This is a genomic window from Streptomyces sp. NPDC050439, from assembly GCF_040655335.1.
In the GTDB taxonomy this organism is placed as follows: Bacteria; Actinomycetota; Actinomycetes; order Streptomycetales; family Streptomycetaceae; genus Streptomyces.
Window position 1 is genome coordinate 726,943 of the sequence record NZ_JBFAJT010000005.1, and the last position, 16,366, is coordinate 743,308.

Annotated in this window: 11 protein-coding genes and 1 pseudogene; 3 read left to right on the forward strand and 9 right to left on the reverse strand. The window is 71.2% G+C overall.

The window, feature by feature from the left end:
* Positions 1–21: 21 nt before the first annotated feature.
* The 3 genes from AB0I66_RS24285 to AB0I66_RS24295 all read left to right on the forward strand — a co-directional run bounded on the left by AB0I66_RS24285 (position 22) and on the right by AB0I66_RS24295 (position 6,819).
* Positions 22–4,716, forward strand: a complete 4,695-nt coding sequence (locus tag AB0I66_RS24285; RefSeq protein WP_363210018.1) for an ATP-dependent helicase — start codon at positions 22–24, stop codon at positions 4,714–4,716.
* A 438-nt stretch (positions 4,717–5,154) separates the two neighbouring features.
* Complete coding sequence (locus AB0I66_RS24290) at positions 5,155–5,955, forward strand: DNA-formamidopyrimidine glycosylase family protein (RefSeq protein WP_363210019.1); 801 nt, start codon at positions 5,155–5,157, stop codon at positions 5,953–5,955.
* An 87-nt stretch (positions 5,956–6,042) separates the two neighbouring features.
* Positions 6,043–6,819 (forward strand): SDR family NAD(P)-dependent oxidoreductase, encoded by a 777-nt coding sequence (locus AB0I66_RS24295; RefSeq protein WP_363210020.1) that lies wholly within the window; start codon positions 6,043–6,045, stop codon positions 6,817–6,819.
* 259 nt (positions 6,820–7,078) lie between these two features.
* Here the strand turns inward: AB0I66_RS24295 and AB0I66_RS24300 are convergent.
* The 9 genes and pseudogenes from AB0I66_RS24300 to AB0I66_RS24340 form a co-directional block, all read right to left on the reverse strand.
* A pseudogene (locus tag AB0I66_RS24300) lies at positions 7,079–7,261 on the reverse strand (hypothetical protein); the annotation flags it as partial.
* A gap of 162 nt (positions 7,262–7,423) precedes the next feature.
* On the reverse strand, positions 7,424–7,894 hold the full coding sequence (locus AB0I66_RS24305; protein ID WP_363210021.1) for a DNA starvation/stationary phase protection protein: 471 nt from the start codon (positions 7,892–7,894) through the stop codon (positions 7,424–7,426).
* A 217-nt stretch (positions 7,895–8,111) separates the two neighbouring features.
* On the reverse strand, positions 8,112–8,486 hold the full coding sequence (locus AB0I66_RS24310) for a helix-turn-helix transcriptional regulator (protein ID WP_160507571.1): 375 nt from the start codon (positions 8,484–8,486) through the stop codon (positions 8,112–8,114).
* 109 nt (positions 8,487–8,595) lie between these two features.
* Positions 8,596–9,156, reverse strand: coding sequence for a CinA family protein (locus AB0I66_RS24315; RefSeq protein ID WP_363210022.1), 561 nt, complete (start codon positions 9,154–9,156; stop codon positions 8,596–8,598).
* Positions 9,156–9,911 carry a CDP-diacylglycerol--glycerol-3-phosphate 3-phosphatidyltransferase gene (gene pgsA / locus AB0I66_RS24320; RefSeq protein WP_363210023.1) on the reverse strand — a complete coding sequence of 252 codons (756 nt, stop codon included), beginning with the start codon at positions 9,909–9,911 and terminating at the stop codon, positions 9,156–9,158. The genes AB0I66_RS24315 and pgsA overlap by 1 nt, the downstream gene beginning before the upstream one ends.
* Positions 9,908–11,401, reverse strand: coding sequence for a 30S ribosomal protein S12 methylthiotransferase RimO (gene rimO, locus AB0I66_RS24325; RefSeq protein ID WP_363210024.1), 1,494 nt, complete (start codon positions 11,399–11,401; stop codon positions 9,908–9,910). The genes pgsA and rimO overlap by 4 nt, the downstream gene beginning before the upstream one ends.
* A gap of 76 nt (positions 11,402–11,477) precedes the next feature.
* Positions 11,478–12,365: a helix-turn-helix domain-containing protein gene (locus AB0I66_RS24330; RefSeq protein ID WP_363210025.1), complete on the reverse strand. Its 888-nt coding sequence runs from the start codon at positions 12,363–12,365 to the stop codon at positions 11,478–11,480.
* A 188-nt stretch (positions 12,366–12,553) separates the two neighbouring features.
* Positions 12,554–15,328, reverse strand: coding sequence for a DNA translocase FtsK (locus tag AB0I66_RS24335; protein WP_363210026.1), 2,775 nt, complete (start codon positions 15,326–15,328; stop codon positions 12,554–12,556).
* A 114-nt stretch (positions 15,329–15,442) separates the two neighbouring features.
* Positions 15,443–16,126 carry a response regulator gene (locus AB0I66_RS24340; protein WP_160507566.1) on the reverse strand — a complete coding sequence of 228 codons (684 nt, stop codon included), beginning with the start codon at positions 16,124–16,126 and terminating at the stop codon, positions 15,443–15,445.
* Positions 16,127–16,366 lie beyond the last annotated feature (240 nt).

A 16,366-nucleotide genomic window follows, 5' to 3' on the forward strand; every position in this document is an offset into this window, starting at 1 on the left:
GGCGGGGTGCACGATGGGGTCATGGTCAGGTCCGCATCCAGTGCCCCCGGCGCCCTCGATGGGTTCTCCCCCGCGACCCGCAGTTGGTTCACGGGGGCCTTCTCCGCGCCCACGTCCGCGCAGGCCGGGGCGTGGAAAGCCATCGGCGAGGGTTCGGACGTGCTGGTCGTCGCGCCCACCGGCTCGGGCAAGACCCTGGCCGCGTTCCTCGCCGCCCTGGACCAATTGGCCTCGACGCCGCCGCCCGCCGACCCCAAGAAGCGCTGCCGCGTGTTGTACGTGTCTCCGCTGAAGGCGCTCGCGGTCGACGTGGAGCGCAACCTGCGCAGCCCCCTGACCGGCATCCGCCAGGAGTCCGTGCGCCTCGGGCTCCCCGAGCCCGAGGTCCGGGTCGGCATCCGCTCGGGCGACACCCCGCCCGCCGAGCGCCGCTCGCTGGCCACGCGCCCGCCGGACATCCTGATCACCACCCCCGAGTCGCTCTTCCTGATGCTCACCTCCGCCGCGCGCGACGCGCTGGCGGGCATCGAGACGGTGATCCTGGACGAGGTGCACGCCGTCGCGGGCACCAAGCGCGGCGCCCATCTCGCCCTCTCCCTGGAGCGGCTCGACGAGTTGCTGCCCCGGCCCGCCCGGCGCATCGGCCTGTCGGCGACCGTCCGTCCGGTGGACGAGGTGGCGCGCTATCTGTCGCCGCAGCGCAGGGTGGAGATCGTCCAGCCGCCGTCCGGCAAGGAGTTCGACCTTTCCGTGGTCGTGCCGGTCGAGGACCTCGCGGAGCTGGGCGGTTCCCCGGTCGCCGACTCCGACAAGGGTGCGGAGCGTCCCTCCATCTGGCCGCATGTCGAGGAGCGCATCACCGACCTCGTCCAGGCGCACCGCTCCACCATCGTCTTCGCCAACTCCCGCCGCCTCGCTGAGCGCCTGTGCAACAGGCTGAACGAGATCGCGTACGAACGCGCGACGGGAGAGCCCCTCCCCGAAGACCACTCCCCCGCGGAGCTGATGGCCGAGTCGGGGGCGGCCAAGGGCGCACCGCCGCTCCTCGCCCGCGCCCACCACGGCTCGGTCTCCAAGGAGCAGCGCGCGCTCGTCGAGGAGGACCTCAAGGCCGGCCGTCTGCCGGCCGTCGTCGCCACCTCCAGCCTGGAGCTCGGCATCGACATGGGAGCGGTCGACCTGGTGATCCAGGTCGAGTCACCGCCCTCCGTGGCCTCCGGCCTGCAGCGCGTCGGCCGGGCGGGACACCAGGTGGGAGCGGTCTCCACCGGCGTCGTCTTCCCCAAGTACCGAGGGGACCTGGTGCAGGCCGCCGTGGTCACCGAGCGGATGAGGACCGGCTCCATCGAGTCGCTGCGCATCCCGGCCAACCCGCTGGACGTGCTCGCCCAGCAGCTCGTCGCGACGGTCTCCCTCGACACCTGGCAGGTCGACGACCTGCTTGCCCTGGTTCGCCGGGCCGCCTCCTTCGCCTCACTTCCGGAGTCGGCGTTCACGGCCGTCCTGGACATGCTCGCGGGCCGCTATCCGTCGGACGCCTTCGCGGAGTTGCGTCCCCGCGTGGTCTGGGACCGCGTCGCCGGCACCGTCACCGGCCGCCCCGGGGCGCAGCGCCTCGCGGTCACCTCCGGGGGCACGATCCCCGACCGCGGCCTCTTCGGGGTCTTCCTGGCCGGCGCCGACCCCAAGAAGGGCGGAGGCCGCGTAGGAGAGCTCGACGAGGAGATGGTCTACGAGTCCCGGGTGGGCGACGTCTTCACGCTCGGCACGAGCTCCTGGCGCATCGAGGACATCACCCGCGACCGCGTACTCGTCTCCCCCGCTCCCGGCGTCCCGGGCCGTCTCCCGTTCTGGAAGGGCGACCAACTGGGCCGCCCGCTCGAACTGGGCCGCGCGCTGGGCGCCTTCCTCCGGGAGGTCGGCTCCCTGCCACGCGACGACGCGCGCGTGCGCCTGCAGGCCGCGGGCCTCGACGACTGGGCGGCCGACAACGTCCTGACGTACCTCACCGAGCAGCGCGAGGCCTGCGGCCACATCCCGGACGACCGCACGATCGTGGTCGAGCGGTTCCGCGACGAGCTGGGCGACTGGCGCGTGGTGGTGCACTCCCCGTTCGGCGCTCAGGTGCACGCGCCCTGGGCCCTGGCCCTCGCCTCCCGGCTGACCGAGCGGTACGGCATGGACGCCCAGGTCATGCACGCCGACGACGGCATCGTGCTGCGCCTCCCGGACGCCGACCTGATGAGCCTGGACCTACTCGACCAGGAGCCAACCGACCAGCCCCTGGGGTATGACAGCGAGCAGCCCCCCGTAGGGGCCGGGGACGTCGCCTTCGACAAGGGCGAGGTCAATCAGATCGTCACCGACCAGGTGGGCGGCTCGGCCCTGTTCGCCTCGCGCTTCCGCGAGTGCGCCGCCCGCGCGCTGCTGCTGCCGCGCCGTAGCCCCGGAAAGCGCACGCCTCTGTGGCAGCAGCGCCAGCGTGCGGCACAACTGCTCCAGGTGGCCAGCGAGTTCGGCTCGTTCCCCATCGTCCTGGAAGCGGTCAGGGAGTGCCTCCAGGACGTCTTCGACGTCCCCGGTCTCACGGAACTGATGGGCGACATCGAGTCCCGCAAGGTCCGGCTCGTCGAGGTCACCACCCCCGAACCGTCCCCATTCGCCCGCTCGCTCCTGTTCGGCTACGTGGCGCAGTTCCTGTACGAGGGTGACTCGCCGCTCGCCGAGCGGCGAGCGGCGGCCCTCTCCTTGGACTCCCGGCTCCTCTCGGAGCTCCTGGGCCAGGCCGAGCTGCGCGAGCTGCTCGACGCGGACGTCCTCGCGGAGCTGGAGCAGGAGCTCCAGTGGCGCACGGAGGACCGCCGCGTCAAGGACGCCGAAGGCGTCGCCGACCTGCTGCGCCTCCTCGGGCCGCTCACCACCGCCGAGCTCGCCGAGCGCGGCGCCGAGCCGGAGTGGGCGCAGGAGCTGGCCTCCGCCCGCCGGGCGATCAGCGTCCGCATCGCCGGGGCCGACCACTGGGCGGCGATCGAGGACGCGGGCCGGCTGCGCGACGCCTTGGGCACCGCGCTGCCGGTCGGCGTCCCGGAGGCGTTCACCGAACCCGTCAAGGACCCCCTCGGCGACCTCGTCGCGCGGTACGCACGCACGCACGGCCCGTTCACCTCGGCGACGGCGGCGTCCCGCTTCGGCCTCGGCGTCGCCGTGACCGAGGGCGCGCTGCAGCGCCTTGCCGCCAACCAACGTGTCGTACAAGGAGAGTTCCACCCGGCCGGCATCGGCCAGGAGTGGTGCGACGCGGCCGTCCTGCGCCGCCTGCGCCGCCGCTCTCTCGCGGCCCTGCGGCACGAGCTGGAGCCGGTGCCGCCCACCGCGCTCGCCCAGTTCCTGCCCCAGTGGCAGCACCTGAGCGGTCACGGACTGCGGGGCGTGGACGGACTGGTGCGCGCCATCGAGCAGTTGCAGGGCGCGACCGTGCCCGCGTCGGCGCTCGAGAAGCTCGTCCTGCCCTCCCGCGTCTCCGGGTACGCACCGGCGATGCTCGACGAACTCACCGCCGCCGGAGAGGTCGTGTGGGCCGGGGCCGGATCCCTTCCCGGCAAGGACGGCTGGGTCTCCCTCTACCTGGCCGACACCGCGCCTCTGCTCCTGCCGCCGGCCCACCCGCTGGAGCTCACCGCACTGCACCAGTCGGTGCTCGACACACTCTCCGGGGGGTACGGCCTCTTCTTCCGGCAGATCGCCGACCAGATCCGGGCCACGACCCACCCCGAGGCCTCCGAGCTGCAACTGGCCGACGTGATCTGGGATCTGGCCTGGTCCGGACGGCTCACGAACGACACACTCACCCCGATGCGCTCGCTCCTCGGCTCGGGCCGCACCGCGGGCTCCACGGCACACCGCGCCAAGCGCACCATGCCGCGCGGACGCTACGGCTCGCTGACAGGCGCCGCCCGCCCCACGTCGTCGCGTACGGGCCCGCCGACCGTGGCGGGCCGCTGGTCCCTGCTCCCCGCCCACGAACCCGACCCCACCCTGCGGGCTCACGCCCTGGCCCGCACCCTCCTGGACCGGCACGGCGTGGTCACCCGTGGGGCGGTCGCGGCCGAGGGTGTCGAGGGCGGCTTCTCGGCGACATACCGCGTCCTGTCCGCCTTCGAGGACAGCGGCCAGGCACGGCGCGGCTATGTGGTCGAGGGGCTCGGCGCCGCCCAGTTCGCCATGGACGGCGCGGTGGACCGGCTGCGCGCGGCGGCGAACGCCCTCGAGCGCACGGACAGTTCCCCGGGCGCCATGAACTACTCCCCTCGCCCCTCGGGTACCCAGGCCCTCGTCCTGGCGGCCGCCGACCCGGCCAACGCCTACGGAGCCGCACTCCCCTGGCCCGATCCACCCACCGACGCAGGGCATAAACCGGGCCGGAAGGCAGGCTCCCTGGTCGTGCTCGTCGACGGCGAACTGACCCTCTACATGGAACGCGGCGGCAAGACCCTGCTGGCTTGGCCCGCGACCACGGAGGACGACGCCCCGGCCACCGAGGACGCCCGGCTGCACGCGGCAGCCGAAGCACTGGCCACCGCGGCCCGCGCGGGCTCACTCGGCACCGTCACGGTCGAGCGCATCAACGGCGGCTCCTCCCTGACCTCCCCCTTCGCCCCCCTCCTGGAGGGAGCAGGCTTCCACGCCACCCCACGGGGCCTTCGACTGCGCGCGTAGGGCACTGCGTCAACTCCACGGCCGTTCATCGAGGGCGCACCCCCACCGCAGCAACGGCCACCTGCCGCGGGTTCAACGCCACCGTAACGCCGCCCACCCGCGGCGGGCGCAGCCCTCACCGAGCCACCCAGCCACTCACGGCGGCCACTGCCCCCACCGCGGCACTCAGCCCCCACTGTCACCCGAAACGCCACCCCACAACACAGCCACCCACCCGCCACCTCCCGCCCACTCAGGCCACGCCACGTCGCGTAACACCACATCGCGTCACGCCACACCACGTCACCAGGCCAACCGCACCACCACGCCCCAGCCCTCCGCCTCGCTCTCTCACGCCGCACGCCCAAGCCCCCTCCGCCTCAACCCCTCACCCCGCACGCCCCCCGCCTGGCCCTCACCGCACCCCCACCCCGCCCCCGACATGCAACCCTGGATCTCATGCCCGAAGGCGACACCGTCCACCAGGCAGCCCGGCGACTGCACACCGCCCTCGCCGGGCACACCGTCACGCGCTCCGACCTCCGCGTCCCGAAGCTCGCGACCGTCGACCTCACGGGGCGCACCGTCCTGGACGTCACGCCGCGCGGCAAGCACCTCCTCACCCGCTTCGAGGGTGGGCTCACCCTGCACTCGCACCTCCGCATGGACGGTTCCTGGAAGGTGTACGCCCCCGGTGAGCGCTGGCGGGGCGGACCCAACCACCAGATCAGAGCGATCCTGGGCAACGCCGAGCGCACGGCCGTCGGATACCGCCTCCCCGTGCTCGAACTCCTCCGCACCGCCGACGAGGACAAGGCCGTGGGCCATCTCGGTCCCGACCTCCTTGGCCCCGACTGGGACCCGGAGAAGGCCCTCGCCAACCTCCTCGCGACACCCGAACGCGCCCTCGGCGAAGCCTTGCTCGACCAGCGCAATCTCGCCGGCATCGGCAACGTCTACAAGAGCGAGATGGGCTTCCTCCTGGGCGTCACGCCCTGGCTGCCCGTGGGCGAGCTCCCCGCCGAGACGGCCTCCCGCGTCCCCGCCCTCGCCAAGAAGCTCCTGGAAGCCAATCGCAACCGCCCGTCGCGCACCACCACCGGCCACGACCGCGCGGGCCAGCGCCTTTACGTCTACGGCCGCGCACCCCGCCCCTGCCTGCGCTGCGGCACCCCCATCCGCCTGGGAGAGCAGGGCGACGGCTCCCGCAGCCGCCCCACGTACTGGTGCCCGTCCTGCCAACAGGGCCCGACGCCCTGAGCCCCACCTCCACCCCCGGCCCGGCGCCACCAACCCACCCTCACCCACCAGTTGACGCCCCGTCAGATCCCGCCGTACCGTCCCGTCATGCCCCTCACGGCGTACGACCTCAGCGGACGCACCGCATTCGTCACCGGCGCGGCAAGCGGCATCGGCCGCGCGTCGGCCGTACTGCTCGCGGAAGCGGGCGCCACCGTCCACTGCGCCGACCGCGACACCCAGGGACTCCACGAAACGGCCACGCTCATCAAGGCCGCCGGCGGCACCGCGCACACCTACTCCGTAGACGTCTCGGACAGGGCCCAGGTCGACCAGGCCGTAGCGGCCGCCGCGACGTCCACCGGCCACCTGGACGTGATGGCCGCCATCGCCGGGATCATGCACAACAGCCCAGTCCTGGAGACACGCGACGAGGACCTCGACCGCGTTCTGAGCATCAACTTCAAGGGCGTCCTGTACGCCTGCCAGGCCGCGGCCCGGACGATGATCGCGGCGAACCACCCCGGCAGCATCATCACCATGGCCTCGGGCGCCGTCGACACCGGCGGCCCCGGCCTCCTCTGTTACGGCGCGGCGAAGGCCGCCGTCGTCCAGCTCACGAAGACTCTCGCCACCGAAGTGGGCAAGCACGGGATCCGCGTCAACGCGGTGGCCCCCGGCTGGATCCGCACCCCCATGACCGACCGCCACGACGCCGACGCCCAGGCCCACACCGAGGGGCTCATGATCCGCATGTCCCCGTTGGGCCGCGTGGGCGAGCCGGAGGACATCGCGCACGCCGTCCTGCACCTGGCGTCCGACGCGTCCGCCTTCACGACGGGTCAGATCCTCCGCCCGAACGGCGGCGTCGCCATGCCCTGGTAACAGCCTCACCGGCAGACCGGGCAACACCCGAAGCGGACCGGCCAATACCCTCGGCAGACCGCGCACCACCCCCACCCGCACGCTTCCCGAACCACCCCGCCACACCACCACCCCCGACACCACCACCCCCGGCGCCATCCCCGGCGCCATCCACGCCCCGGCCACGCCCCCCGGACGGGACCGCCTGCGAGGCGTTCCGAGCAGCCTCAGCCTCCTCAGCAGCCGCAGCAGCCCGAGCAGCCCGTGCGGCAGCGCGCGACGCCCCCACAGCCCGGGACTGCGGCACACAGTGCACCGGCAGCAGACTCAGCCCCCACCCCCCGGCGGCGACGGCCCCCTCCAGGACACCCGCCTCAGGGACCAGGGCCAGCCGCAGCACGCCCCACCACCAGAGCGCACCGAGCGCCAGAGCCGGCGCCCACCGCACGACTCTCCATGCCACGGCCACCACCTCCGCACGAGGCCCGACGCTCGAATCCTGAGCCGAACCTGGCGTCCGACGCTAAATGCCCGGCCCCACAGGACGGGAGGGCGCACCACAGGGCACACGAGGCACGATCACCGCACCCCACCCCCAGGCCCCGGCCCCCTCCCCGATCAACGATCAACCGTTCTCGGCCTGGAACATCCAGTGATGCTTCTCCAGGTCGGCCGTGATGCCGATGAAGATGTCCTGGCTCACCGGATCCGCCTCGCCGGTCGCCTCGACCCGCTCCCGCATCCGCGTGATCACCGCACCGAGCGCGTCCACCAGCGTTCCCACCGCGTCCGCGTCCTTGACCCAGCCGGCGGCGACATCGCCGATGCCGCTGCTCTGCGCCACGGTCGACGCGCGACCGTCGGGCGAGACTCCGAGCGTGGACGCCCGCTCCGCCACCGTGTCGGAGTGCGTGCGCGCCGTGTCCACGACCTCGTCGAGCTGCAGATGGACGGACCGGAAGCGCGGGCCCACCACGTTCCAGTGGATCTGCTTGGCCACCAGGGAGAGATCGACCAGGTCCACGAGCGCCCCTTGCAGCGCCTCCGAGACCGTCTTCAGGTCCGCTTCGGACAGAGGGCTCTTCACGACGTACATCCAGCCTCCAAGGATCATGGGAACGCGTAAGCGAAAACCCCCACCAACCATGGCACAAATGCACCAATAGGGACATTGCGCAGAGTGCGCACAACGTCACCCACCCCAGCCCCAGCCCCAGCCCCAGCCCCGAAACGCACAAAAGCCCCAGCCGGTAACCCAGCCAGGGCTTCGTACACATATGAGCGCTCAAACAGCGTGCGCAGTCAACGCAGCATCACGCGGCGACGACGTCCACCGCCTCCGCAGGCGCCTTGATCGTCACCCGTTCCGGCGGCACACCGCTCACCGAGACGGAATTGAGCATCGGGCGAACCGGTGCGCGCACCGGTTCCGTAGCCGCTGCCGACGCAGCCAGTTCGGCGAGGGAGAGCTCATCGCTCACCTCGCGCATGAGCTCGGACATCCGTACGTCAAGCGCGTCGCAGATCGCGGAAAGCAGCTCGGAGGATGCCTCCTTCTGCCCCCGCTCCACCTCGGAAAGATAGCCGAGCGAGACTCGGGCGGACGAGGAGACTTCGCGCAGAGTACGGCCCTGGCGCTGGCGCTGCCGACGCAGCACGTCACCCAGCAGGCGACGGAGCAGAATCATCGGTGGCTCCCTCCTCGGACCGCGTAGCCGCATCCTTCACGCCCCACCGTACCGCCTTGCGCGGCGGCCGTGCGGGGAGCGATGTCGTGTTCACTCAGGGCTGCAAACATCAAGTCCCCCCGTTCTGTTCCGTATCCTGTGCCCGCCCGTTCCCGGCACGTTCGCCGGACAGCCGCTCGACCAGCAGCGTGAGCACGCTCCGTACACTCTCCATACGGATGTCCGAACGCTCACCGTTCAACCGCAGAGCGGCGACTTTCCCCTCAGAGCGAAGAGCGGAATCCACGCCGCCGACCGCGGCCTCAGGCCCCACGACCGCCACGAAGACCGTCCCGACCGCCTGCCCGTCCTGCGGCTCCGGCCCCGCGACGCCCGTGGTCGCGATCCCCCAGTCGGCGCCCATGACCTTGCGCACACCCGCCGCCATCTGCAGCGCCACCTCGGCGTCCACGGCACCGCGCTCGGCCAGCAGAGTGCCGTCGACCCCGAGCACCTCGCGCTTCAGCTCGGTCGCGTACGCCGTCACGGACCCCCGGAAGACGTGCGAGGCCCCGGGCACCGCCGTCACCTCGGCGGCCACCAGGCCCCCGGTGAGCGATTCGGCGACGGCGAGCGTCTCGCCACGCGCCTGAAGCAGCCGCAGCACCTGCGCGGCCGGACCCAGAGACATCACGGGGCCGACTCCCGGGTCCCTTCGCCGGAAGCGGAGGCCGAAGCCTCGGCGGCCGCCGCCGCAGCCTCCGCGGCGGCGGCGGAGGCCAGCGACGCCGCCTGTGCCTCCGCAAGGCCCGTACGCCGCAGCAGGATCGCCTGGCGCACGTAGTCGAGGCCGGTCAGGACGGTCAGGACGACGGCGACCGCCATCACCCAGAACCGCAGCGTGGCGAGCGGCCCGGTCAGCGCGAGGACGTACATCCCGGCGGCCGTGCCCTGCCAGAGGGTCTTCATCTTGCCGCCGCGGCTGGCCGGAATGACACCGAAGCGGATCACCCAGAAGCGCAGCAGCGTGATCCCGAGCTCGCGCCCGAGAATGACGCCCGTCACCCACCACGGCAGATCGCCGAGGTACGAGAGACAGATCAGCGCGGCGCCCATGATCGCCTTGTCGGCGATGGGGTCGGCGATCTTCCCGAAGTCCGTGACCAGGTTGTACGTACGTGCGAGGTGCCCGTCGAACAGGTCCGTGATCATGGCGACGGCGAACGCCGCCCAGGCCCACGCGCGCCAGGCCGGGTCGTACCCGCCGTCGGCGAGCAGGAGCATCACGAAGCCGGGCACGAGCAGCAGCCGGATCACCGTCAACAAGTTGGCGACGTTCCACACGCTGGCCTGATTGACGGCCGCAGCGCCCAACTTTCCGCCGCGCACCGGCTTGGCGCCCTGCGCGCCGGAGCCGCCCGCCGCGGATGCCGGGACTCCGGTCATCTGCGTGCCTCCTCGGCCGGGATCCGGGGCGTGACCCCCAGAATTTCGCTGTACTCAGCCACCAGGTCCACGCCTTCCGTGCCTACCACCTTTGCCACGACCATACGACCGACCTGCAGGTCATCCCCACCGGTGGCCCCCGCGAAGCGGATCTGGCCGTCCGTCTCGGGCGCCTGGTGAGCCGCCCGGCCGATCGCGCCGTCCTCCTCGTCCACGGACTCCACGAGCACCTCGACGGTCTCACCGAGACGGTCGTCGGCGCGCTGTGAGGTCAGCTCCTCGGCGAGCCGCGAGATGCGCGCGAGCCGCTCGTCGACGACGTCCTGGTCCAGCTTGTGCTCGTACGTCGCCGCTTCGGTGCCCTCCTCGTCGGAGTACCCGAAGACGCCGATGGCGTCCAGTCGCGCACCCGTGAGGAACCGCTCGAGCTCGTCCACGTCGGCCTCGGTCTCGCCGGGGAAGCCCACGATGAAGTTGGACCGCACGCCGGCCTGCGGCGCCTTCGTACGGATGGTGTCGAGGAGCTCCAGGAAGCGGTCGGTGTCCCCGAAGCGCCGCATCGCCCGCAGCACACCGGGGGCGGAGTGCTGGAACGACAGGTCGAAGTAGGGGGCGACCTTCTCCGTGGAGGTCAGTACGTCGATGAGCCCGGGGCGCATCTCGGCGGGCTGGAGGTAGCTGACGCGCACCCGCTCGATCCCGTCGACGGCGGCCAGCTCGGGCAGCAGCGTCTCCAGGAGACGGATGTCACCGAGGTCCTTGCCGTACGAGGTGTTGTTCTCGGAGACGAGCATGACCTCCTTGACGCCCTGCTCGGCCAGCCAGCGCGTCTCGCCGAGCACGTCCGACGGGCGCCGCGAGATGAAGGACCCGCGGAAGGAGGGGATGGCGCAGAAGGAGCAACGCCGGTCGCAGCCGGAGGCCAGCTTCACCGAGGCGACGGGGTTGGTGCCCAGGCGGCGCCGCAGCGGGGCACGCGGCCCCGAGGCGGGCGCGAGGCCGTCGGGCAGGTCCACGGGCGCGTGACCGGGCAGCGCGACGTCAGAGCCCGCCTCCTGCCGCTCCGCGGGGCTGATCGGGAGGAGCTTGCGCCGGTCGCGCGGGGTGTGAGCCTCGACACTGCCGCCGCTGAGGATGGTGTTCAGGCGGGTGGAGATGTCGGAGTAGTCGTCGAAGCCGAGGACTCCATCGGCTTCGGGGAGGGCGTCGGCGAGCTCCTTGCCGTACCGCTCGGCCATGCAGCCGACCGCGACGACGGCCTGGGTCTTGCCATGGCCCTTGAGGTCATTGGCTTCCAGAAGGGCGTCGACGGAGTCCTTCTTGGCGGCTTCGACGAATCCACAGGTGTTGACGACGGCTACATCCGCGTCTTCGGCGGCCTCGACGAGCTGCCAGCCGTCCGCCTCCAAGCGGCCTGCGAGCTCCTCCGAGTCCACCTCATTACGGGCGCAGCCAAGAGTGACAAGGGCGACGGTACGGCGTTCGGGCATGCTCTCAAGACTACTTCGTCCCTGCCCGGGCCCCCGCCGCGAGGGTCCGGGCCGCCGTCACCCGCCGTCACAAGGGTCAGCCGACCTCGGGGTCGCCCTTGGTGTACGTGAGCCGCTCGACCTGGCCGGGCTCGAATTCGTTGTCGACCGTCTTGCCGTTCACGAACAGGTGGATCGCGCCCGCGTCACCGAGGACCAGGTCGATCTTCTGCTTGTCCTGGAAGGTCTTCGACTTGCCCTGCTCCAGGACGCCGTCGAAGAGCGTGCGGCCGTTGTGGTCCTTGGCCGAGATCCAGCTGCGGCCGTCCGCGGCGTTGACCTTGACCGTGACCTTGTCCTGGGGTGCGCCGGCGATCGCGCTGTCCGACGGGTCGGGCTTGGGGTCGGCGGGCTTGTTCGGCGCGGGCTTGCTGGCGGGCTTGCTGGTGGCCGGCGTGGCGCCCTCGGCGACCTGCGACTTCGATCCGTCCTCCTCGCCGCCGCCGCTGAACGCGGTGAAGCCGACGAAGCCGATGACGGCGACGATCGCGGCGACCATGGCCGCGGTCCAGTTGGGGCGGCGCGGATCGGACCTGATCCGCTCGGCCTCGAAGAGCGGTGCCGCGGGGGTGGGCGCGGGCGGGCGACCGCCGTGCGCCTCGTCGTACTGAGCCAGCAGAAGGGCGGGGTCGACCCCCACGGCACGCGCGAGGGTACGGATGTGCCCGCGGGCGTACACATCTCCGCCACATCGGGAGAAGTCGTCCTGTTCGATCGCGTGCACGATCGGAATGCGCACCCGAGTGGACGTACTGATCTCGTCGACGGTCAGGCCCGCGTCGATGCGTGCCTGCTGCAGCGTGCGCCCGATGGAGGGCCGGTCGTCAGCCGGACTCTCGGCTGCCGGACTCTCGGCCTCGGGCCGGTCGTCAGTGGGTCGGTGGTCTGAAGGGCGGTCGTCTTCAGGGGAGTTGCCGATGGACACGGGGGCGCCTTTCGAGCGTGTAGCCACCTGCCGGATGTTCAGTCTAGGGGGGTTCCCGAAGGGTGGGGCAACTGGGCGACGGACTTTGTACGCCATCGGAATGGCGGGACATCCTGATGGTGGGGCATGGTGCTTTCCCTCCGCTCAACTTGACGTATGCCGAAGGGAAACGGTTGCCTGCCGCTCCCTTATGGGTGAGCCTCCCCGCGGATCACGGCCAGCACGCCATCCAGCTCATCGGGTTTCACAAGAACGTCACGAGCCTTTGAGCCTTCGCTGGGACCCACGATGCCGCGCGACTCCATGAGGTCCATGAGCCGTCCGGCCTTCGCGAAGCCGACGCGCAGCTTGCGCTGGAGCATCGACGTGGAGCCGAACTGGGTGGAAACGACCAGCTCAGCGGCCTGGCAGAGCAGATCGAGATCGTCGCCGATGTCCTCGTCGATCTCCTTCTTCTGCTTGGTCGAGACGGTGACGTCCTCCCGGAAGACGGGCGCCATCTGGTCCTTGCAGTGCTGGACGACCGCGTGGATCTCGTCCTCGGTGACGAAAGCGCCCTGCATTCGGGTGGGCTTGTTGGCGCCCATCGGCAGGAAGAGCCCGTCACCCTTTCCGATCAGCTTCTCTGCACCCGGTTGGTCGAGGATGACGCGGCTGTCGGCGAGCGACGAGGTGGCGAAGGCGAGCCGCGAGGGCACGTTCGCCTTGATCAGACCGGTCACGACGTCCACGGACGGCCGCTGGGTGGCGAGCACCAGATGGATGCCCGCCGCCCGGGCGAGCTGCGTGATGCGCACGATCGAATCCTCGACGTCGCGCGGGGCGACCATCATGAGGTCGGCGAGCTCGTCGACGATCACAAGGAGGTACGGGTAGGGGGTGAGCTCACGCTCACTGCCCTCGGGCGTCTTGAGCTTGCCCTCGCGGACGGCCTGATTGAAGTCGTCGATGTGCCGGTAGCCGAACGCCGCCAGGTCGTCGTAGCGCAGGTCCATCTCGCGGACGACCCACTGGAGGGCCTCGGCGGCCCGCTTGGGGTTAGTGATGATGGGCGTGATCAGGTGCGGGATGCCCTCGTACGCGGTGAGCTCGACGCGCTTGGGGTCGACGAGGACCATCCGTACGTCCTCGGGGGTCGCCCGCATCATGATCGAGGTGATCAGACAGTTGATGCAGGACGACTTTCCGGAGCCGGTGGCTCCGGCGACCAGGATGTGCGGCATCTTCGCCATGTTGGCCATGACGAAGCCGCCCTCGACGTCCTTGCCGAGCGCCACCAGCATCGGGTGATCGTCCTCGGCGGCGTCCGCGAGCCGCAGCACGTCGCCGACGTTGACCATCTCGCGGTCGCTGTTCGGGATCTCGATGCCGACGGCGGACTTGCCGGGGATGGGGCTGATGATGCGGACGTCGGGGCTGGCGACGGCGTACGCGATGTTCTTGGCCAGCGCCGTGATCTTCTCGACCTTCACGGCCGGGCCGAGCTCGATCTCGTAGCGCGTGACCGTCGGGCCGCGCGTGAAGCCGGTGACGTCCGCGTCGACCTTGAACTCGCTGAAGACGTTGCTGAGCGAGGCGACGACCGCGTCGTTCGCGGCGCTGCGGGTCTTGCCGGGGCCACCGCGCTCCAGCAGGTCGAGCGCCGGCAGCGAGTACGTGATGTCGCCGGCCAGCTGCAGCTGCTCGGCCCGCGGCGGCAGGTCCCGCTGCCTCTCCGGGGCGGACTTGGTCAGGTCCGGCACTCCGGAGTCGTCGGACTCGCCGGGCTTCTTCCGCCGCACGCCGGGCGGCGGACTGTCCGTGGCGCGCGCGGTCGGCACCGGCGCGGAGCTCTCCGCGGGCTTCTCGAGCGGTTCGGGCTTTTCGTCGCGCTCCCCGGAGACGCCCTGCGTCAGGTCGGCGACCAGCGGCGAGGGCGGCATGCCGTGCAGCACGGCACCGTCCAGCGCGGCAGCCGCGGCGGCCGCCACGTCCACCGCGTCCATCGGGCGGTCCAGAGAGGGCTGTGCGGCCCTGCGGGGCCTGCGGCGCCGGGTGAGCGCCTCTTCCTCCGCCTGGTCCGGTGAGTACGCCTCAGGGGCCTCGGCGCGCCTGCGTGAGCGAGCGGGCAGCGCCTCGCGCCACTGCTCCTCGTAGCGCTCGTCGTCCTCGTGGTCACCCTGCACCTCTTCGGGTGCCGGCTGGACGATGCCGAGCTTGATGCCGAGCAGCCGCAGCCGCTGCGGAATGGCGTTGACCGGCGTCGCCGTGACCACGAGCAGCCCGAAGACGGTGAGCAGGACGAGCAGCGGTACGGCGAGGACCTCGCCCATGGTGAAGATCAGCGGGGTCGACGTGGCCCAGCCGATGAGCCCGCCGGCGTCCCTTATGGCCGCCATGCCGTCCGCGCGGGCGGGCGAGCCGCAGGCGATGTGCACCTGGCCGAGCACGCCGATCACGAGCGCGGACAGGCCGATCACGATGCGCCCGTTCGCCTCGGGCTTCTCGGGGTGCCGGATGAGGCGTACGCCGATGACCGCGAGCAGTATCGGAAGGAGCAGGTCGAGGCGGCCGAACGCGCCGGTCACCAGCATCTCGACGAGATCCCCGACGGGGCCGCGCAGATTCGACCAGGTGCCCGCGGCGACGATCAGCGCGATGCCGAGCAGCAGCAGCGCGACGCCGTCCTTGCGATGGGCCGGGTCGAGTCCCTTGGCGCCGCGCCCTATGCCGCGGAACAGCGCGCCGACGCTGTGCGCGAGACCGAGCCACAGGGCGCGCGCAAGGCGGTACACGCCGCCCGTGGGGCTGGGCGCCGGCTTGGGCACGGGCTTCTTCGCCACGGCTTTCCTGGCGGGCGCCTTCTTCGCCGGAGCCTTCTTGGCGGGCGGCTTCTTGGCGACGGCCTTCTTCGCCGGAGCCTTTGTGGGCGCGGCCGCCTTCTTCGCGGGCGTCTTCTTGGCTGCGGACGGACGTGAGGCCATGGGTGTGAGGTTACCGGTGGAGGCCACTGCGGACACGTGTGCCTACTGCTTCACCCGTTTGTGTCGCCCTTGCGGGGGCGGTGAACTGACGGATGTTCACCGCCTCCGCGTCGGTCAACTCTGCGAGGACACCGAAGGCGCACCGCTTCCGGTGCCCGGCTCCAGGGCGTCAAGAGCCCGCCGAAGGCCGGTCAGTTTGCGTTCGAGATGGGCCGCGGTGGCGACCGCGGCGGCATCCGCCGAGTCGTCGTCCAGCTGCTTCGAGAGCGCCTCGGCCTGTTCCTCGACGGCCGCCAGGCGCGCGGAAAGCTCGGCGAGCAGCCCCGCGGGCTCCTTCGCGTCACCCGCCGCGGACTTGCCGCCGCCCTCCAGCTGGAGACGCAGCAGCGCTGCCTGCTCCCGCAGTTGGCAGTTCTTCATGTACAGCTCTACGAACACCGAGACCTTCGCGCGCAGCACCCACGGATCGAACGGCTTGGAGATGTAGTCCACCGCACCGGCCGCGTACCCGCGGAACGTGTGATGCGGGCCGTGGTTGATGGCGGTGAGGAAGATGATCGGGATGTCCCGGGTCCGTTCTCGCCGCTTGATGTGCGCGGCGGTTTCGAAACCGTCCATGCCTGGCATCTGGACGTCCAGCAGAATGACCGCGAAGTCGTCCGTGAGTAGTGCTTTGAGCGCTTCCTCCCCGGACGATGCCCGTACCAGGGTCTGATCGAGCGCAGAGAGGATGGCCTCCAGCGCCAGCAGATTCTCCGGCCGGTCATCGACCAGGAGGATCTTGGCCTTCTGCACCATGGCCCGCCCTCCTCGCCCCGGCGGTACACCGGGCGCCGCCCCAGGGGACGACTCCCTTACGCCGTCCGTCCTTGTGCCGGTCATGGTAGCCGCACCCCGCCTGTCGCCACACCCTGTCACCGCGATGTCACTGTGCACGTAGCAGAAACGCAGTGGGAGACCAGAAGGTTCCCCGAATACCGCGCTTCTACACGGCCTCGGCCACACTCTGTCAGCAACTCCGCGTGATGGAGCCTCTTC

Coding starts and splice junctions, on each gene's coding strand:
- AB0I66_RS24285 (WP_363210018.1), top strand. CDS start 22: ATGGTCAGGTCCGCATCCAGTGCCCCCGGCGCCCTCGATGGGTTCTCC.
- AB0I66_RS24290 (WP_363210019.1), top strand. CDS start 5,155: ATGCCCGAAGGCGACACCGTCCACCAGGCAGCCCGGCGACTGCACACC.
- AB0I66_RS24295 (WP_363210020.1), top strand. CDS start 6,043: ATGCCCCTCACGGCGTACGACCTCAGCGGACGCACCGCATTCGTCACC.
- AB0I66_RS24305 (WP_363210021.1), bottom strand. CDS start 7,894: ATGTACGTCGTGAAGAGCCCTCTGTCCGAAGCGGACCTGAAGACGGTC.
- AB0I66_RS24310 (WP_160507571.1), bottom strand. CDS start 8,486: ATGATTCTGCTCCGTCGCCTGCTGGGTGACGTGCTGCGTCGGCAGCGC.
- AB0I66_RS24315 (WP_363210022.1), bottom strand. CDS start 9,156: ATGTCTCTGGGTCCGGCCGCGCAGGTGCTGCGGCTGCTTCAGGCGCGT.
- pgsA (WP_363210023.1), bottom strand. CDS start 9,911: ATGACCGGAGTCCCGGCATCCGCGGCGGGCGGCTCCGGCGCGCAGGGC.
- rimO (WP_363210024.1), bottom strand. CDS start 11,401: ATGCCCGAACGCCGTACCGTCGCCCTTGTCACTCTTGGCTGCGCCCGT.
- AB0I66_RS24335 (WP_363210026.1), bottom strand. CDS start 15,328: ATGGCCTCACGTCCGTCCGCAGCCAAGAAGACGCCCGCGAAGAAGGCG.
- AB0I66_RS24340 (WP_160507566.1), bottom strand. CDS start 16,126: ATGGTGCAGAAGGCCAAGATCCTCCTGGTCGATGACCGGCCGGAGAAT.